Genomic DNA, 17,794 nt, shown 5'->3' with positions numbered 1-17,794 from the left:
TGGGTAGGGGGCTAATAATTTGTGTATTAGAAGTCATTTAAGTTTCGGCTACGAATAATGTAATCTACGTTTTTTGGCGCATAATGCACCTGTTTGACAAATTGGGGCTGTTCTCTAAGCAAAATACGAATTGAACGTTCCTTAAATAAATCAATGCTTGCAAAATCAACAATGGCTCTAAAATCAGTCGTTTCTACCCGATCATAATCGCTTAAGCCTACTTGGCAAGTTACCTCTATGCTTTTAGGTAAAATAACCAACAATAAGCTATCAGGAGCATTGAGTACTTCGATAGGAACTTCTATTCGTTTTTCAGTGATTTGTTCTACCCTTGCAGTGCATTTTATTTTATTGGTAGAAAGGCTGATGTTGCTATTGGGGTGTGTTATCAACGATAGGGTTACTTCTATATCTTTGCTAACTTCTTCAGGGGGAATTAAAACATTGGTTTTCCATTCGTGAATATCTCGGATAATAGATGCAGGTCCCTGTATTTCAATCATTTTGGGTTTAATTTGGATGGAATCCACATATTGATGCAGAGGAGCAAGTCGAACCTGTTCATCCAAAATAACAGGAATTTTCTTAGTCGCAATATCCTCTGTTTGCAACTTAATGTTCTCAGGATGGATATTTAGAATGGTTGCCTTGGGAATAAATTTTAAGACCTTGGCGGTTAAAGAAGAAGCAGAAATCGTCCGAATTTCATTTTCACCAATTGGAATGGTAACAATCCGTTCCTTATTGGAAAAAGCCAAGCCCAACAAATCCCAGCCCCTTCCTTCTATATCAACTTCTAGTTCTTGTGCTGGCGGATAAGTAAAAACCTTACCAGGGGGTGTTTGATAGTCTAATTGAACAATAATGGTATCTTTATAAGCATAAGAAAGCTTCGTCATCAACCAAAAAATAAAAGCAATACTAATGCAAATTATTAGTATTGCTCGATCCGTTTTAAGGAATGCTTTTATATTTTCTTTGCTAAGCTTTTGCTGGCTCTTTTGCTGTTGAGCTGGTATTTCCTCCATAGACAGATTTCGTTTGTTCTAAAGAAATAGAACCTCTTTGAACAGTAATAACAGTTTTAGGGGCAATCAACAAAGAAATTTGTGTCTCATCTATCGCTGAAATGGTACCGTGAATTCCTCCTGCTGTGATTACCTTTGATCCTTTTTTCAAACTATCTGAGAACGTTTTCTGTTCTTTTTGTTCTTTAACAGATGGTCGAATCATAAAAAAATAAAAAACAGCCATTCCAATTAACATAAACGGCCAAAACAGTGGACTAGGTCCCGCAGTGGCTACATCTCCTCCAGCATCTTGCCACAAAAGCAATACAGTATTCATCATTTGTTATTTATAATATTTTAATATATTTTATTAGTTAATCACTCCACTATCAACAAACAAACTATAAAAAAGTTATTGTTTTGTTTAAGAATTTTGGAGCGATCACTCAAAGGCACAATATACAAACTAATCCTCAAATGAATTTGACTTTTGGCTATTAATCTAAATAATGTTTAAGCCAATGCCATCGCCAAATCCAAATCCTTCCAATGCATTGCGACTTTTCCCGCAGAAATTCCCTGCGGAAAATTTTGAGTAGCAGCTGTCGATAAAATAGAAACATCTGCTCCATGTTTGATTAGTAAATCAGCCATTTCCAACGGCCCTCCTGTATCTGCCAAATAGTGCGCAGGCGTCCAGCCATTTGCATCTCTAGCATTAATATCCTTAGCATCCGCTAGCTTAAAAAATGTTTGGAGACCATCCAAACGCCCACTGCCTGCCACTTGGTGCAATTGAGTTATGTGTTGCCAAGGCAATGCATCAAAACGTGCTCCTGCATGATGCAATAATTTTATAATACTACCGACTCCTGCATAACAAGCAACCCTCAATGGAGAAATGGCTCTACGGTCTGTTTGGTTAACATCAACTCCTTTCTTAATCAAATATTTAACCACGGCAAGTGCATTTAAATAATCCAAATGCTGCTCAGCTCCCCAAGCTTGCAACGCAACGTTTCGTTGCTCCTTAAGCGTCATAATACGCCCTGGCTTGGGTGCAAATTTATTGTAATTATAGTAGTATTTTAAGCAGCCTTTTTTGATTTCATATCGCACAGGCACCTCATCTTTTACGTCCTCATATTCCCACTGCTCAATTCTAGCAGCATGAAGTGTCCACAAGGCTTGCATCAGTGCATTGTTTCCCTTATGATTAGTAGCCTTAATATCTGCACCACTTTTTAATAAAGATTTGACCACTCCTTCATTGCCCAAAGCACTGGCCGTTAACAAAGGCGTGCTACCATCCAAATCCTTGGCTTCTTTATCGCAACCACCTTTGATTAAGGCAACCACTGTAGCCGCAAAATTAGAAGCCGCTGCAATATGCAAAGCAGTACCTCCTGAGGTTGTCAACGCCTCTTTATTAGCCCCTGCCTTTAGCAATAAGTTGCAAATAGCCGTATGCCCCTCACTGGCTGCCAAATGCAAAGGATAAAAATTTTGCTTGTCTTTAATGTTAGGATCTCCCCCATGTTTTAATAAGGCCTTAACAACAGCTTTGTGCCCCATAAAAGCAGCAGCATGCAAAGCCCCCGAATTTGCTCCAATAGCATTTGGACTAGCTCCTTGTTGTAAGAGTTGTAAAACGTTGTCAACACTGCCCTCTTCAGCAGCCAAGACAATTTCAGATGAAAGAAAATTACTCATTTTTATAAGTTTCAACCCATTGATTTTATTTTAAAGCGGCTGCCATTTCTGCATCATCCCAATATAATGCGACATCGGCAGGAGTTGAATCAACAGGTACTCCTACTCCTCTTCCTTTTGTTGTTTTTGCACTACTATTGGCTCCTTTTTTTAACAATAAAGCAGCCATTCCTATATGTCCACCAATATCCGCTAAATAATGCAATGGCGTCCAGCCATACTCATCAACTACATTGATATCCACATTGCTTGCCAACTTAAAAAACATGGTCAAGCCATCAATTCTTCCACTTCCTGCCACCCGATGCAAAGGGGTTGCAGACTGGTAATCCTTGCTATCAAAAGAAGCTCCTTTTTTATGCAATTCTTGGATCAATTTGGCTTCGCCAGCATGACAAGCCATGCTCATAGCTGTCTGTCCACTGTCATTACTTGCATTAACATCAGCTCCTGCTTTAATTAATACTTTTACCGTATCCAAAGTATTGAGGTATTCCAAATGTTCAGAAGGTCCCCAAAATTGCTCGGCACAAGCACGCTGTTCTTTTAGAGAAAGAATACTTCCCAACTTTGTTTTATTGTTCTTATCATAATCATTATCGTATCGAAAACAACCCTTTACTACCTCGTATTTCACCTCTTTTCCTTCATTAGATCCTAGGCTCGACCATTCTTTGATTCTTACTTGATATAAATACCTCAAACTCTTGATTAAAGGGGTATCCCTGCCATTATCATTCGTGTTTACCTCTGCTCCAACTGTTATTAATTTTTTGACGACATTCACCCGTCCTAAACTAGCAGCAGCAGCCAAAACTGTCAAACCATTGTTATCTCTTGCTTCCAAATTAGCACCTGCCTTCACTAATGCCGTCACCACTTTAGGATGATCAGATGCAGCAGCAACATGTAATGGAGTTCCACCTGCCTCAGTGATACTATTAAGCGTTGCCCCCGCCTTGATTAAAGTATTACAAATTCCTACCTGTCCTTTGCTCGCTGCTAAATGAAGTGGATAAAAACTTTGGTTATCTTTTTGATTGCAATCTGCACCACTTTTTAACAACAAGTCTACAACAGCCTTATGCCCATTAAATGCTGCACAATGCAACGCTCCAGAGTTTGGTCCCACTGCATTGGGATCGGCTCCATCCGCTAAGGCTTTTTTTACATTATCCAAATCGCCAGCTTCGGCAGCAACTATAATTGCTTGGTTTAATTCTTCTTTCATTTTAATTGAGATTTATAAAAGGGGGTAATATTTTGTAGCGATACGCTATTGTTCTCTTTATTGCGATCACCCAAAATTATAAAAAAGAAATCCGATTCGCATGATTTCTCTTCAACAAATGCATCAAAATTGAAAATGTGCCAACTCGAAAATAGGTAAAATAAATTTTCAAATTGGCACATCCTATACCTTCTCAATACTATGTTTTTACTAAGAATCGGCTTTTGCTGCTTTTTCCGCTGCCTCTGTTTCTGGATTAGTTTCTACCCCTCCTACAACACGAATTGTTGTTTTGTTTGGAATGGTATTGGCAGAGATGGTAACCGTTTTGTTTTGCTCTCCATGCTTGCCTTTACTGTTAAACTTCACCTTGATCTCTCCACCTTCACCAGGAGCAATTGGATCTTTTGGCCATTCAGGTACGGTACAACCACAGCTTCCTTGTGCATGGCTAATAACCAAAGGATTCTTGCCTGTATTCTTAAACTTAAATAAGTGTTCTACTGATTCGCCCTCTACAATATCACCAAAATCAAATACCTCTTCCTCAAATTCTATCGTTGCAGCTTCTTCTGGAGAAATAGCCTCATCTGCGGTTACAGGATTGCTAATTAAAGAAGAATTGCTAATCCCTTCCATTTTTTCTACCTCTGTAGAAGAAGGAACGTTCTTAGATGGTTCCTCAGATGAAGAACAAGCTGTCATTAAACACACGATGCCCAATAAGGCTATTACTTTATTCATTGTTTTTTGTTTTTTTAAAATCCAATAACCAAGAGATTCCTCCTGAAATTGCAAAATTATCTTTGTGTATAATCAATGATTTTCGATACTCAAACTGCGCTTGCAAATACAACAGTTTTGATAACTTTATGTTTAGTCCAATTCCCATTGGAACCTGAACATCAAAATGTCCTTCTTGTTGAGATAGATACACCCCTCCGACTCCTAGTAGAATATAAGGAGCCAAGAAAAAATCTTCTTTGAGCAGATAATTATTATTAAACTTATACAAAGCAAGAATATCTGCACTAAAAAAAAGTTCGTTTCGCTGGCGTTGCTCACAAGGCTGACAGGAGCTATCATTGCTGTCAAAAACGGTATGATAGGCATCAATACTACCAATACGCAAAGGCAATCCAAGATTAAGAGAAGGATTAATCGCTCTAAAATACCCTATTTCCCCAGCATAATTAATATCCTCAGGGTGCAAAATACGGTCAGGGTCATTTGCCTGCTGAAAAATAGGATTTAACGTGTTATAATCCGTAATTAAAAACTTATAGGTCAAACTATTTTTGTATGTTGAAGTCTGGGCTTCTACTTGGACAAACCATAAAAAACAACACCAAAAATAAATTATCCGCATTTTTTTAATTCTCATTCTTTTAAAAGGCAAAATTCCTAACTTATCTTCTCTATTAATTTTCTTTCAAGCCTCTTCCTTCCTTAGAAATCAAGCCTTTTTCCATCAAATCTTTCATTAGTCGATCCAAAATACCGTTGATAAAGCGCTTACTTTTATCGGTGCTATAATCCTTGGCTAGACTAACGTATTCGTTGATCGTAACTTTGGTTGGAATAGAAGGGAAATACAAAAATTCGCAAATTCCTAACTTAAGCAATAACATATCTAGGACGGCCACTCGATCCTCATTCCAGTTTTTCAGTTTTTCGACCACTAGCTCATGCAAATCATCATTGTGATGAATCGATTTGTACAACAATTCTTTTCCAAAATCATGTACAAATTCTTCATTTGGCAATTGAGCAATATAAAACTCGTCGTCTTCTGGCAAAGAACGAACAGAACGTTTTATGGCTCCAAAAATAAGTGATTGATCATCTTCTGAAGTAGGAGAAATATCTTCTAAATGCTCTAAGAAATGCTCTTCTTCCAACATTGACTTATAAAGATTCACCAAACAGTATTGGTGTTCTCTAGCAGGCATGGGCGACATTTCTAGATACGTTGTATGGTACTCTGATTTTGCAAAGTTTTGGTATAATTTGCGAACCAAATCCTCATCAATAATTGAGAGCAATTTTTCTCGTTTTATTCGCAAGTTAAATTCTTCATTTTCTCGCAAAGCAACCAAAACAGGATTTTCATAGAGTCTAAGCGAAGCTTTTTTGTCTTCCTCTGTAGGAACAAATTTATTAGACTTAATATCAAAATCTTTTTTTGAATATTCTGCAACTTTGATTAAATAAAGCATATTTAATAGGTATAAGCGATAGCTTTCCTTGATTGCTTTTAGATAATCTTTCTCTGCAATGGCAGTATTCGTATGACCGCTTTGTAAATAAGCATATAATGTTTGTAATACCTTGATACGAATATTATGACGACTAAGCATACTAGAGTAATAAATGTAAGTATAGTAGTGAGATAAGAACTTTGTTAGATTTTTTGTTGACGCAAAGGTACAAAAAGTTTATAAATGCATCGCCAATTAGCTTTCTTTTTTAAGGATACTCCCTAAATTTACATCAAGATTCAAAAACATCAGACAAAACCAAGCAAAACATAAAACAATGCCTGTACCTAAAGAATTTATTTACGAAGGGAATTTCACTATTCGAACCTATGAAATTGATCGTGCCAGACAAGCAACAGCCACTTCGCTTATCAACCTAATGCAAGAAGCTGCTATGCAAAATGTTATTGATCTAAAAGTATCGGTTTGGGATATGGCCACCAGCAATATTTCATGGGTTTTAATGCGAAAAAATCTAAAAATACATCGACTGCCCGCTCTTGGAGAAACCATTCGCATTCAAACTTACCCCGCTGGATTCGACAAAGTTTTTACGTATAGAGATTACAAAGTTTTTGATGAAAAAAATAACCTTCTGGCTGCTTCATCCTCTACTTGGTTACTGATGAATACCATTAAACGTAGAATTGCTCGAATTCCTGAAGAAATTAGAGTGCGTGGAAGTTTTGACACCTCTGCTTGCTTGCCACATGCCAAAAACAAATTGCCTAAACTTACAAACGTAGATTTTCAAAAAGAATTTGTTGTGCATTGGCATGATATGGACTTTAACGAGCACCTTAACAATGTTCGTTATATGCAATGGATCTTTGAAACCGTTGATTATTATATTCAACATACTGGAAAATTAGAGGAATTGGATATTATCTACAAAGCAGAATGTTATTGGAAAGATACCGTTCAGGTTTCTACGCAAAAAATAGACGACAGCACTTACTTGCATCGCCTAGTTCGTTTATCAGATCAAGAAGAAATTGCAGTAGCCCAAACTACTTGGACAGTGTTTTAGCCCAATCCCCCTATTAACGACTACATCATCCCAAATCTCCCCCTTACTATGAGAATAATTATTCTTTTAAGTTTTTGTTCTTTTTTTCTCTGCAATCTAAATGCTCAAGAAAAAAATGCCTCCCACCTCTTGCACAATCATATGGATGCTGCGTTAGTAAAGCAATTGCAATACAAGATAACCAATGCCTCCAATGACTCTATAAAAGCCACCTATTTAATGAAGTTGTGTACGGCTTATTTGTACCACAATTCAGATTCGACCATCCAAACTGCACAACGAGGGCTTGCCATTCTCAACAAAAATCAAGGCAGTTGGATTGCCCCTATTCAAATACAATTGATTTTGTTCATCGGGCATTCTTACCGCCTAAAAGGCAATTTCAACGCAGCACTAAGTACTTTTCATGAAATGCTCAATGTTAGTCAAGCTCTAAATGATAGCCTATTAATTGCGGAGTCTTATTCAAATATAGCCACGGTTTATGCCGATCAAGAACAATATGATTCAACTACCATTTTTGACCTTAAAACACTAGCAATAAGAGAACAAATCAACTCCCCCAAAGTTGCTATGAGTTATAATAATTTAGGGCTTGACTATGCCAAAAGTAAATTGCCCAACATGGCATTGCTTTATTATAAAAAAGCGGTGCATCATAAGAAACAAAATGGTCAAATTCATCGTTTAGGCAACTCCTATTTGAACATTGGTAACATTTACCAAGATCTTTCCAAACAGGATAGTGCGCTTTATTTTTTTGAATTAGCATTAGACAATGCACTAGAAGGAAAAGATAGTCTTTTTATTGTTGAAGCGTTACATTCTGTTGGGTTAATTCATAGCTATCAACACCATCCATTGACTGCAAAAAAATATTTTACGCAGGCAATTAACATCTTTGATTATCTAAAAACGCCTTACAACGCCAGTATTATTCCAACCTATCAAGAATTGGCACACAGCCACATTACACTGGGAGAATTAGAACAGGCAGAGGTTTTGCTAAACCAAAGCCATCAAATTCTATTGGATAATAATATGGCTGTCAGTTCTGAAATGAAAACCAATTTGGAATTCATGGAACATTTATATTGGGCAAAAAAAGATTTTGTTAAAGCAAGAGCCTATTCCATTCAAGAAGCCGCTTTAGTTGACACCTTGCATCAGCGCGTTATAGATCAAAAAGTTTATAAGCTCCTAATTGATTACAACGATCAGCTCAAACAAAAACGCATAGAATCTCTAGAACAACAGCAACAAATTTCTGATTTAGAATATGAAAAAATAAATCAACAACGTCTACTTTTGGGGCTTACTGCTTTGGTTATGTTACTGATTATATTTTCGTTATATCGCATCAACAAATGGCGTTCAAAAGTCAATCAAGAATTGGAAACCATCAACCAAACAAAGGATAAATTATTTAGTATTATTGCTCATGATCTAAAAAATCCTTTGTCGGCATTTCGTTCTATTACACAATCTTTATCGGATGATATTTTTAATATTAGTAGAGAAGATTTAAAATACTTTATCCAACAGTTAAACCGTTCTGCCCACAACCTTTTTGAACTGCTTCAAAACTTACTATACTGGTCTATTTCTCAGTCGGGCCGCTTAGAGTTCACCCCAACAACAATTGATTTATCAACCAATATTCAAGAGGTGATCAACTTATTGCAAAATAATGCTTCTTATAAAAAAATAAGTGTAACGAATGAGGTTCCTAAAGGACAAAAGGTTTTTGCAGATCCAACAATGCTGCGTACTATTGTAAGAAATTTACTTACCAATGCCATCAAATTTACGCCAGAAGCAGGAACTGTTCGCATCAAAGTTATTCCAAATCAAGATGACATCACAATATCAGTGCAAGATACAGGAATTGGAATCCCCCCTCACTTAAGGGCAAACCTATTTAAAATAGGAACTCAAGCTACCCATCAGGCTCCAATAGAAGGAAAAGGCACTGGACTCGGACTTATTCTATGTAAAGAGTTGGTAGAACGCCAAGGTGGAAAGATTTGGGTAGAAAGCCCTTCAAATCAAGGAAGTATTTTTAACTTTACGTTACCTATTCATTCCTAACTTTATACTTATTTTAGATGACCAACTCCCCCATTGAAATTATTGTTGTTGACGATCACCAAATTGTTTTGGATGGCATTTCCGCTATGTTTCTAACGTCTAAAGACATTAAGATAATTGGAACCGCCTTAAATGCTGAAAAACTATGGAAATTATTGCGCCAAAGAGTCCCCCATGTTATTTTGTTGGACATGAACTTGCCAGCGATGAATGGGCTTGAAATTGCTCAAAAAATTCGAACAGAGCAACCAGCCATTCGCCTATTAGTGCTTAGCGCCAATTCTGATAAACAGTCCATTTTAGCAGCCGTCAAAGCTGGAGTGCATGGCTTTTTGCCCAAAGAGTGTAGCAAAGAGGAACTTATCAAGGGGATAGAAATGGTTATTCAAGGACAGCATTACTTTGGGGCCACCATTGCTCCAATTGTCTATCAAAGTTTTGCCAACCAACTCTCTGGTGAGTCAACTGCCCAAACGCCGTCGGTGCTTACCGAACGAGAAATCGAAATTGTTCAGGGCTTTGCCAATGGGAAAACCTACAAAGAAATTGGTAACCTATTATTTATTAGCCCTCGAACAGTAGAAACACACAAAAAAAATATCTTCAAAAAACTAGGCTTTCAAAATCAAGCTGATTTAATTAAGTATGCCATTAAACATGGCATTATAAAGCTGTAAGTACTACAGATTATTGACTGCTTTTTTTCTTTCTTCTACGTAATTTTACGGATGGACAAATCCCTTTTTTTCGGGATTTCTTCCTTTGATGTTTTGATTCATATTTGTAAGAACAAACAATTATGGTTCTTTGGTACAACCAAAGGGCAATCATTCTTATTATCCTCAAAATTAAAATCAAATGAAAGAAATCATTTTGCTGATCCGAAATTCAGGGATTGAAAAACTTGCACTCACCAAAGGGATTCCGCTAAGCATTTCCCTATTGCTCACCGAAACATTTGCCAAATTAGGCAGCTTCACACTTGAATTTTTTGTTTGTGCCTTCCTCTTTTTAGGGCTATCTGCCATTGCTTCATTCATTATAAAAAAATAATGCGATGAACACAATAACATTAAAAGAAATGAAATGCTTCGAAACAGAAGACATTTCAGGAGGCGACGAAATACGCTTACAAATCATCGTTGATGGAAAAAGCACAACAACGCTTAGAAATGGAGATTTTGACAACCAAGAAGTTTGGACCCTTAACCGATCTTTTACATTTAGCCACTCCTTGCAATTAAGATTACACGATGAAGATTGGCCAGATTCAGACGACCATTTGGGCACGCACAACTTACCAACAGGTATTACGCTACTGGATGCAACCTTATCCTTTACCGAAGACGACGCAGATTATGAACTAATTTTTGATTTGATTCCTCAAAATCAGACCTTACCTAGTTTTGATCCCAATACAGGAAGTGTTAGTCTCTATCAATTTTTTAGTAGAATGGGCAAGGGAGTAATGAATTCGGGGCAACACAAAGCAAATATCCAAGATCAAAAAATTTACCAAATAGGAAATGAAGTGGTTAGCATTCGGGATTCTTTCCTTAGAAACAGCAACCAAGATCGGGATAAAAGCAACACTAATTCTATCCGCCAATGGGTAAAAACCCATTGTAATTTTTTTAGTGCGGACACCTATTTGAGCAACAAACCTTCTTTGAATGAACTAGATGCTGTTCTATTTGATAAAAACTGGCAGACAGTACACGATGAATTAAGCTATGAAGTTGCTGGTTTCCAAGACAAAAGTAAGGTTACGTATAAGGATTCTCCCTTAACTCATGAAACAAGAGATTGGAACTGGGACTTAATTCCTGATCCACAGTTTATGTATTTGCTAGGAGAAGGAATGAAAGCTAAAGGCAATGGTAATCAGTTGGTTCCTACCTTGCATAATGAGTGGGAATCGGGTTCTTTTCCGATCGAATGGCGTCCCTTTTGGGGCGAATACATTACTTTTTGGGGACGACATGTATGGGATACTGGACATGCTCCCGTTGTAACGGAAATTCATCCTGCCCACTCTATTGTACGAGAGCATACCACAGCTAGTCCCATTGGTAAAAACAACAGCATGGTTCCTGTCAATCAAGCTTTTATTGGCATGGGCTTAGTTGGTGGATTTCCACTAAAAACAACAAAGCGATGGCAGTTAGAATTTGGAGGTATTCCCAATGATATAAAGGGAGACACCAAAGCCTGTTGGCCAACCAACTTAAAAAAACATCCGCTAAAATTTAAGTTTTACCCTCCTACCGATTGTCCTAACCCTAATGCTACCTTAAATTTTAACATCAAAGTTTGCGAGCATATTTCTGTTCGTGACCACAAAAAGCTAGATGATTTTTTGGAGTTAGCTCAATACGACGATCCTGCTGCTGGAGGGAAACATAAAGGGTTCAGAATTTGGGGACAGGCAAGCGGTTTTAACAATGTGCCAACGCCCCAAGCTTTCCATCCCAAATTCACCTTGCGGTATGGTCCAGATGGTAGGGCTGCTTATTATGATGTTGAAATTGACTTGGCTCAAATGCCCAATATTCCCGTTGGTTATTTTGCAATCCTAGAATGTGGCTGGAGTGAACGTGGTGCACATCAATTAAGAGAATATGAGGTTACCTTTGAATCCATAAAAGCACTAGAAACAGACGAGTGGTTTGGCGATGAATGGCATTTATACTATGGGGTAAATGGTCTATGGCAACGCCCTTGGTGGACAGGTGACAATACCGTTGATACAGGAGATTCTTTTACCAAAAACACAAAAGTAAATTGTTGGGTTCTTGACGATATGCCTTTGGTGATCCGAGACACAGGAATTGAATGGGATGGTTTTGATTTTGGTAATGAAAAATTAGACACCGTTAACTTAGTAATTAAGGGGGCTCAACACCTCTCCAATCTAAATCAAATGATTCGTACAGATTCGCACCTTACCCCCGTTTCTAAAGACCTAAATAGCACTACTCCCCATATTCGATTCAAAGCAAAGGGAAAGGGGGGCAATACTTCTCATCAATGGACGATTAATATCCAACAAAAACAAATCGTATGACCCTATTAAAATCATCCAGTATACAAACTGCTATCTTAGGAAAATTGCCTATTAAAACAATTTCAAAAGATAGTCTCTACGATCATCCTATTCAGATCGCTCTTGCTTCCCTTGTAAGTATTGCTGGACATACCAAAGAAATTCAAGGGTATTATAATGGACAGGCAGAAACTGCTCGTGCTGTTCAAAGAGCTTTTAAGCAAACTATTTTTTGTACTGCTTATCAAATTTTTAAACATCATCCCAACATTGCCCAAGCGGTACTTCAACATCCTTTTTCCAAAAAAAAGGTAACAAACGGACCACTTGCTAGGCTTAACCATCAAGATCGGGTGGTCAAAACCTTGGGCTTTTTATTAGTTGACATTTTTTTCTATCAAAGCCTTCGGGAAGAGGGCTACATGGATTGGGACGACGGAAGCTATGAAGCTGCTTTATTGATTGCTTATGGTTGGCGCAAAATATTGCCCGATAAAATAAAGCTAACGCAATCCAGTAGAACTGTTCATTTCAAAGCTCGAAATCTTTTAAGACAAGCTTTAAAAGATTATCCCAAGAATGAACTGCTGCCCTTTGTTGCTCAGCGATATAGCAGTTCTTGGTATCTAAAAAATCCGCTTCAACTCAAACAGAGCGTTACTTATTTTCAAACATTGGCGACTTCTAAAAAACGATCTGAAACAGCTAAAGCGATGAAATTGCTAGGGCAATCCTCTCTTGTTGATTTGGGCTTGCGCTACAAAAAACCAGACTTAATTCATAATACTATCCAAAAATTGGAGCGCAACCTTACAATCGTTCAAAAAAACCAAGGAATTCTTCTCTTTGCCAAAGCATGGGCTAATGTTTATAACAATAAACCTAAAGCAGCCCAAGATATAGCACTCCAAATCGCAGACAAAAAGAGTTCTTTTTTTAAGTACCAAGCTGCTACTATTTTGCATACTGTTGGAGCAGAAAAAAAAGCCAACAACCTTTTTAAAACATTAAATCTAAAACAATAATCATTATGGCTAGTGATATAAAGTTAAACAATACTACCGTTGAAATTACAGGTGATATCAGCAACTTCAAACGATCTGAAAATACCCCTTCTTTTATGGAAGTTGATGCTATAAATCGAAGATTGGTCATCAAAAACAATTTTGGAAAAGATACCATAAAATTGGTCGGTGACCACGCTCAACTTATCCTTGGAGAAATGGAAGGCGGTAACGACGGCAACCTATATGTTAAAAATAATAAGGGGCAAACTACTGCTCGTATTGATGGACAACATGGAAAACTTACCTTGGGCACCAATGGAAAAGATGGAAACTTACTACTCCTTGATAACGAAGGGTTTTACAGTATAAAAATGGATGGTGACGAAGCAAAACTCACGCTTGGCAACAACAATAGAGGAGGAAATCTCTGTCTCAAAGATTCTAAAGGTAATAATTGTATTATTATCAATGGTGATCGAGCCATAATGAATATTGGAACAGATCGAAGACCTGGTTCTCTGAGGCTCAGAAGCAATACGGGACAAGATAGCATCCACCTAAATGGACTCATCGCTAATATAACCTTGGGTTTGAAAGGCTCAGAAACTGTTTTTATTAATGGACTAACTGGACGTATTATTTTGGGACAAAAGGGGCAAGATGGAAATCTTATCATTAGAAACAAAAAAGGCGAAAAGGTGATCCAAATAGATGGAGATAAGGGAGATATTGCTTTTATGACAGATAATGGAGTAATAAATATCCTAGCTGAAATGCAAGCCCTCAAAGAAGAGATTAATCAATTAAAAAATCAACTCAACCCTTAATTTTAAGCATTTTATTACACAGTGTACATGATGCACTGTGTAATGTTTTTTGCCATAACGGATAGTAACTGCCCCCAAACACTCACAACCAGAAGAAGCATCAAAGGTCAATACTCAGTAGCTGTTCTTCATTAATCAATGATGGTATTGCTAAATAGAGTAGGTTTATTTTTTATTCTGCACAAAATATATGTATATTAGACTCCTGTACATTTGTCATTAAATAATTTGTGGTATTTTTCACTAAAACAACCAATATCTAATTCACCTAATTATTTACTATTATAGGCTTCTCCCCTTGTTATAATAATTAAAATAAAAAATGGCAGCTACCCCAGTTCCATTGGATGAATACATTATTGTTAGGAAGCTTATAATATCAAGACAAATGGAATGAAACCTCCCTCCTTTTATTATTTATGCATAACCCATTATTTAATAAAAAAAACATTATGAAAAAATTAGTTGCAGAATTTATTGGAACCTCTTGGTTGGTACTAGGAGGATGTGGAAGTGCTGTGTTAGCAGCAGCATATCCAGAACTTGGAATTGGTTTTGTGGGAGTGGCAATTGCATTTGGTTTAACAGTAGTTTCTATGGCTTATGCCATTGGGCATATCTCAGGTTGTCACCTAAATCCTGCGGTTTCTCTAGGGCTTTGGGCTGGTGGTCGCTTTGATCAAAAGGAACTAATACCTTATATTGTTGCACAGGTATTGGGCGGCATTATGGGAGCTGCTATTTTGTATGTTATTGCAACGGGAAAAGCAGGATTTGAAATTGGAGGCTTTGCTTCTAATGGATATGGCGAGCATTCTCCTGGCGGCTATAGCATGGTGGCTGCCTTAGTCACAGAAATTGTCATGACGTTTATGTTCTTGATGATTATTTTAGGTGCGACGCATTCTAAGGCTCCCAATGGATTTGCAGGATTAGCCATTGGACTAGGGTTAACCTTAATCCATTTAATCAGTATCCCTGTAACCAATACTTCTGTTAATCCAGCAAGAAGTACAAGCCAAGCTTTGTTTGCAGGAGATTGGGCATTAAGTCAATTGTGGCTGTTTTGGGTAGCTCCTATTATTGGTGCACTTTTAGCAGGTATTGTATACAAGATAATTTCGCCTGAGGAAGAATAAATTTTAAAACAGTAAAATAAAACACATAAGGTTATAAACGCATAAGGTTTATAACCTTATTATTTTTTATTCATTCTTGAACGCAACCTAGATAGAGAAACAGGGGTTATTCCTAAAAATGAGGCCAAGTGTTTTTGTTGTACTCGCTGCATAAAACTAGGTTCTTCTTTCATTAACCACTGATAACGTTCTTTGGGTGTATAAACCAGAAATGTTTCTAAACGCTGCAAAACCTTGACCAAATAATCTTGAATGAATTGATTTTTTAACTGCTCTATTCCTGGATGAGTAAGCGCTAATTGCTCTATATCTCGATAATCCAAGACCAGCATAGTGGTAGGTTCTAGGAACTCTACAATTTGGCGACTGGGCGTATTATAAAAGATTAATTCATGGGTTGAGGCGACCTCTCCCTCTTTGGCAAAAAGGATAGAAACCTCCTCTCCTGAGCTTTTAATATAGTACCCTCGAATTAATCCTTCTTGGATAATCCCTATTTTTTTTCTAGTAGCCCCCAACTTAATAAATTCGTCCCCTACTTGGTATGTTTTTTTAACAGCTATTTGATGAATTAATGCGATATCCTCTGATTTCAAAAATGGAAATCGATCAAAAAACGCCTCTATTTTATTCATTATTACTTATTTTATTATCCATTTACTTAAGATTCTATCCAGCTTAAATAAGTTCTGACCATTCCACATCAATTGCTGCGCAAAGTTCGCTTGGTTTTCCTCCCACCAACAATCCTCTTACTCCTGCATTGACATACATTATTTCTAAATCTTTTGCCTCTTTCGAAACATAGGTAGCATATTGTTTTTTCATACCAAAGGGTGAACAGCCCCCTCTAATATAGCCTGTATGTCGTTGCAAATCTTTAACGGCTACCATGCTTACCTTTTTATTCCCACTTATTGCGGCCAATTTTTTTAAGGATAGGGATTGATTACCTGGAACCAAAGCCACAAGCAACCCTGTTTTGTCCCCTTGAACCACCAAGGTCTTATAGATTTGATGCAGTTCCAAATGATTGTCCTTTGCAATCTGTTCCACATTCAGATTGTCACTATTATATGTATAAGTAATCAAGTCAAATGGAATTTTTTTTTGCTCAAGTAAGCGTATAGCATTTGTTTTTTTCATTATTTTTATTGTAATTATTACAGCGATTCGTTATTTTTATCAACAAACTTTTAGTAGTTGTAATACACCTCTTTTTGGAAAAACAGCATCTAACTAACTACGTTAGATCATCACTTGATCCCATTGCCCTACATGAGTTGGGTTATTGCTAACAAGTAATTATTATTTTAATAATACTCCGTTAATTAGCTGCTAACGCTTATGAGCTAGCAAAGTTAGATTATCAAATAACTAACATTTCGAACCGTAAAATCACATCATTTTAATAATCAACCGAATACAATTTTTCAACAGAGTAATGATTTTAAATTAAGCCTACAAAATAATCAATATGCTGCAAAAATTCCTACCATTTTGTTTCTTATTTTTAATGCTGTCTTTTTCGCAAATACAGGCTCAGGCAGGCAAATGCACGGCTGGCAACTGTGTAGATGGGTATGGTAGGTTTGAATGGATAAGTGGTGAAGAATATATCGGTAATTTTAACCAAGGTAAAATGCATGGATATGGTGTTTTTTATTGGCAAAACAAACGCAAATTTATCGGCAACTGGAAAAAAGGAAAAATGCATGGCACGGGTACCTTGTTTTATGAAGATGGCCGCATCAAAAAAGGAGTTTGGAAAGCCAATACCTTTGTTCGTCTAACACGAAATAATTTTGTGATGTCTAACGAAAACATCAGACGTGCCCAAGAAGAACTAGAACAAATGCTTCTAGACCGCCCCAACATGAGCAAAATTATTGATCGAGAGGATATTATATGGCAATGGGTAGTGCACAAAATGGCAGGCGAAGATATTCAATCGCCTATTTATTGGCAAGCACAGAGCAGCAAAAGTTTCCCCATCCCTACTGGTGTTAATGCAGTGCATGCCTATCCCACAAAAAAAACAGAAGGGCGCATTTGGGTCAAAAACAACCCCAACCCAGAAGAAATGTGGGCAGGTCTTATTTACGAATTGCACAATATAAAAAATGGGACAGCTTTTCAAGCCATTGAGCAAGATGCTAAACAATTGCAATGTACTAAAAAAGCATACATCCTTCGCTATGCCAGACTAGAATACAAAGCGGCTCAAGAAACCATTGAATTTTACAAAAAAATTTGGTTGCCATATTGTAAGGCTAAAGGAATTAAGCCCAATCCTCAGTTGTGGTTTTATTATTTACCCAATAGTTTTGAACAATGGATGGCTGGATTTACAGATAAAAATGGCTATCCTTGGCATCCTTATGCTGCTTATTATGACCGCTTGGTCAAAGGCGTGGCTAAGAATTATTGATGGAATAA

General features: G+C 37.2%; 18 protein-coding genes. 9 read left to right on the top strand and 9 right to left on the bottom strand.

The window, feature by feature from the left end:
• Positions 1-26: 26 nt before the first annotated feature.
• The 7 genes from AsAng_RS05435 to nusB all read right to left on the bottom strand — a co-directional run bounded on the left by AsAng_RS05435 (position 27) and on the right by nusB (position 6,314).
• A complete protein-coding gene (locus AsAng_RS05435; protein WP_264791779.1) occupies positions 27-1,028 on the bottom strand; it encodes a YbbR-like domain-containing protein in 1,002 nt (333 codons plus the stop codon).
• Positions 982-1,350, bottom strand: a complete 369-nt coding sequence (yajC, locus tag AsAng_RS05430; protein ID WP_264791778.1) for a preprotein translocase subunit YajC — start codon at positions 1,348-1,350, stop codon at positions 982-984. Before yajC ends, AsAng_RS05435 begins: the two co-directional genes overlap by 47 nt.
• A gap of 173 nt (positions 1,351-1,523) precedes the next feature.
• Positions 1,524-2,723, bottom strand: coding sequence for an ankyrin repeat domain-containing protein (locus tag AsAng_RS05425; protein WP_264791777.1), 1,200 nt, complete (start codon positions 2,721-2,723; stop codon positions 1,524-1,526).
• A 25-nt stretch (positions 2,724-2,748) separates the two neighbouring features.
• Complete coding sequence (locus tag AsAng_RS05420) at positions 2,749-3,954, bottom strand: ankyrin repeat domain-containing protein (protein ID WP_264791776.1); 1,206 nt, start codon at positions 3,952-3,954, stop codon at positions 2,749-2,751.
• A 210-nt stretch (positions 3,955-4,164) separates the two neighbouring features.
• Complete coding sequence (locus AsAng_RS05415; protein ID WP_264791775.1) at positions 4,165-4,698, bottom strand: DUF1573 domain-containing protein; 534 nt, start codon at positions 4,696-4,698, stop codon at positions 4,165-4,167.
• Entirely contained in the window at positions 4,691-5,323 is a 633-nt protein-coding gene (locus AsAng_RS05410; RefSeq protein WP_264791774.1) for a hypothetical protein, read from the bottom strand. Before AsAng_RS05410 ends, AsAng_RS05415 begins: the two co-directional genes overlap by 8 nt.
• Positions 5,324-5,375: 52 nt before the next feature.
• Positions 5,376-6,314: a transcription antitermination factor NusB gene (nusB, locus tag AsAng_RS05405; protein WP_264791773.1), complete on the bottom strand. Its 939-nt coding sequence runs from the start codon at positions 6,312-6,314 to the stop codon at positions 5,376-5,378.
• Between the two features lie 178 nt (positions 6,315-6,492).
• On the opposite strand from nusB, the gene AsAng_RS05400 reads away from it, so the two are divergent.
• The 8 genes from AsAng_RS05400 (at position 6,493) to aqpZ (ending at position 15,355) form a co-directional block, all read left to right on the top strand.
• Positions 6,493-7,245 carry an acyl-[acyl-carrier-protein] thioesterase gene (locus AsAng_RS05400; protein ID WP_264791772.1) on the top strand — a complete coding sequence of 251 codons (753 nt, stop codon included), beginning with the start codon at positions 6,493-6,495 and terminating at the stop codon, positions 7,243-7,245.
• A 48-nt stretch (positions 7,246-7,293) separates the two neighbouring features.
• Entirely contained in the window at positions 7,294-9,336 is a 2,043-nt protein-coding gene (locus AsAng_RS05395; RefSeq protein WP_264791771.1) for an ATP-binding protein, read from the top strand.
• A 17-nt stretch (positions 9,337-9,353) separates the two neighbouring features.
• Positions 9,354-10,013, top strand: coding sequence for a response regulator (locus tag AsAng_RS05390; RefSeq protein ID WP_264791770.1), 660 nt, complete (start codon positions 9,354-9,356; stop codon positions 10,011-10,013).
• Between the two features lie 181 nt (positions 10,014-10,194).
• Positions 10,195-10,389, top strand: coding sequence for a hypothetical protein (locus tag AsAng_RS05385; RefSeq protein WP_264791769.1), 195 nt, complete (start codon positions 10,195-10,197; stop codon positions 10,387-10,389).
• A gap of 4 nt (positions 10,390-10,393) precedes the next feature.
• Positions 10,394-12,403, top strand: a complete 2,010-nt coding sequence (locus AsAng_RS05380; RefSeq protein ID WP_264791768.1) for a hypothetical protein — start codon at positions 10,394-10,396, stop codon at positions 12,401-12,403.
• On the top strand, positions 12,400-13,407 hold the full coding sequence (locus AsAng_RS05375) for a hypothetical protein (RefSeq protein ID WP_264791767.1): 1,008 nt from the start codon (positions 12,400-12,402) through the stop codon (positions 13,405-13,407). The genes AsAng_RS05380 and AsAng_RS05375 overlap by 4 nt, the downstream gene beginning before the upstream one ends.
• Positions 13,408-13,412: 5 nt before the next feature.
• Entirely contained in the window at positions 13,413-14,216 is an 804-nt protein-coding gene (locus tag AsAng_RS05370) for a hypothetical protein (RefSeq protein WP_264791766.1), read from the top strand.
• A gap of 452 nt (positions 14,217-14,668) precedes the next feature.
• Positions 14,669-15,355 carry an aquaporin Z gene (gene aqpZ / locus AsAng_RS05365; protein WP_264791765.1) on the top strand — a complete coding sequence of 229 codons (687 nt, stop codon included), beginning with the start codon at positions 14,669-14,671 and terminating at the stop codon, positions 15,353-15,355.
• 59 nt (positions 15,356-15,414) lie between these two features.
• Here aqpZ and AsAng_RS05360 read toward each other — a convergent pair whose 3' ends face one another.
• Positions 15,415-15,990 (bottom strand): Crp/Fnr family transcriptional regulator, encoded by a 576-nt coding sequence (locus AsAng_RS05360; protein WP_264791764.1) that lies wholly within the window; start codon positions 15,988-15,990, stop codon positions 15,415-15,417.
• Positions 15,991-16,033: 43 nt separating this feature from the next.
• Positions 16,034-16,501 carry a Cys-tRNA(Pro) deacylase gene (gene ybaK / locus AsAng_RS05355; protein WP_264791763.1) on the bottom strand — a complete coding sequence of 156 codons (468 nt, stop codon included), beginning with the start codon at positions 16,499-16,501 and terminating at the stop codon, positions 16,034-16,036.
• A 331-nt stretch (positions 16,502-16,832) separates the two neighbouring features.
• On the opposite strand from ybaK, the gene AsAng_RS05350 reads away from it, so the two are divergent.
• Positions 16,833-17,786 (top strand): MORN repeat-containing protein, encoded by a 954-nt coding sequence (locus AsAng_RS05350; protein WP_264791762.1) that lies wholly within the window; start codon positions 16,833-16,835, stop codon positions 17,784-17,786.
• Positions 17,787-17,794: the final 8 nt, after the last annotated feature.

Source organism: Aureispira anguillae (assembly GCF_026000115.1).
GTDB lineage: Bacteria > Bacteroidota > Bacteroidia > Chitinophagales > Saprospiraceae > Aureispira > Aureispira anguillae.
This window is presented reverse-complemented; position numbering and strand designations above follow the sequence as displayed.

What these genes read in the sequence shown, in the direction of transcription:
- AsAng_RS05435 (WP_264791779.1), bottom strand. Translation starts at nt 1,028, where the DNA reads ATGGAGGAAATACCAGCTCAACAGCAAAAGAGCCAGCAAAAGCTTAGC.
- AsAng_RS05385 (WP_264791769.1), top strand. Translation starts at nt 10,195, where the DNA reads ATGAAAGAAATCATTTTGCTGATCCGAAATTCAGGGATTGAAAAACTT.
- AsAng_RS05360 (WP_264791764.1), bottom strand. Translation starts at nt 15,990, where the DNA reads ATGAATAAAATAGAGGCGTTTTTTGATCGATTTCCATTTTTGAAATCA.
- AsAng_RS05420 (WP_264791776.1), bottom strand. Translation starts at nt 3,954, where the DNA reads ATGAAAGAAGAATTAAACCAAGCAATTATAGTTGCTGCCGAAGCTGGC.
- AsAng_RS05425 (WP_264791777.1), bottom strand. Translation starts at nt 2,723, where the DNA reads ATGAGTAATTTTCTTTCATCTGAAATTGTCTTGGCTGCTGAAGAGGGC.
- AsAng_RS05380 (WP_264791768.1), top strand. Translation starts at nt 10,394, where the DNA reads ATGAACACAATAACATTAAAAGAAATGAAATGCTTCGAAACAGAAGAC.
- nusB (WP_264791773.1), bottom strand. Translation starts at nt 6,314, where the DNA reads ATGCTTAGTCGTCATAATATTCGTATCAAGGTATTACAAACATTATAT.
- yajC (WP_264791778.1), bottom strand. Translation starts at nt 1,350, where the DNA reads ATGATGAATACTGTATTGCTTTTGTGGCAAGATGCTGGAGGAGATGTA.
- AsAng_RS05370 (WP_264791766.1), top strand. Translation starts at nt 13,413, where the DNA reads ATGGCTAGTGATATAAAGTTAAACAATACTACCGTTGAAATTACAGGT.
- aqpZ (WP_264791765.1), top strand. Translation starts at nt 14,669, where the DNA reads ATGAAAAAATTAGTTGCAGAATTTATTGGAACCTCTTGGTTGGTACTA.
- AsAng_RS05350 (WP_264791762.1), top strand. Translation starts at nt 16,833, where the DNA reads ATGCTGCAAAAATTCCTACCATTTTGTTTCTTATTTTTAATGCTGTCT.
- AsAng_RS05395 (WP_264791771.1), top strand. Translation starts at nt 7,294, where the DNA reads ATGAGAATAATTATTCTTTTAAGTTTTTGTTCTTTTTTTCTCTGCAAT.
- AsAng_RS05375 (WP_264791767.1), top strand. Translation starts at nt 12,400, where the DNA reads ATGACCCTATTAAAATCATCCAGTATACAAACTGCTATCTTAGGAAAA.
- AsAng_RS05400 (WP_264791772.1), top strand. Translation starts at nt 6,493, where the DNA reads ATGCCTGTACCTAAAGAATTTATTTACGAAGGGAATTTCACTATTCGA.
- AsAng_RS05415 (WP_264791775.1), bottom strand. Translation starts at nt 4,698, where the DNA reads ATGAATAAAGTAATAGCCTTATTGGGCATCGTGTGTTTAATGACAGCT.
- AsAng_RS05390 (WP_264791770.1), top strand. Translation starts at nt 9,354, where the DNA reads ATGACCAACTCCCCCATTGAAATTATTGTTGTTGACGATCACCAAATT.
- AsAng_RS05410 (WP_264791774.1), bottom strand. Translation starts at nt 5,323, where the DNA reads ATGCGGATAATTTATTTTTGGTGTTGTTTTTTATGGTTTGTCCAAGTA.
- ybaK (WP_264791763.1), bottom strand. Translation starts at nt 16,501, where the DNA reads ATGAAAAAAACAAATGCTATACGCTTACTTGAGCAAAAAAAAATTCCA.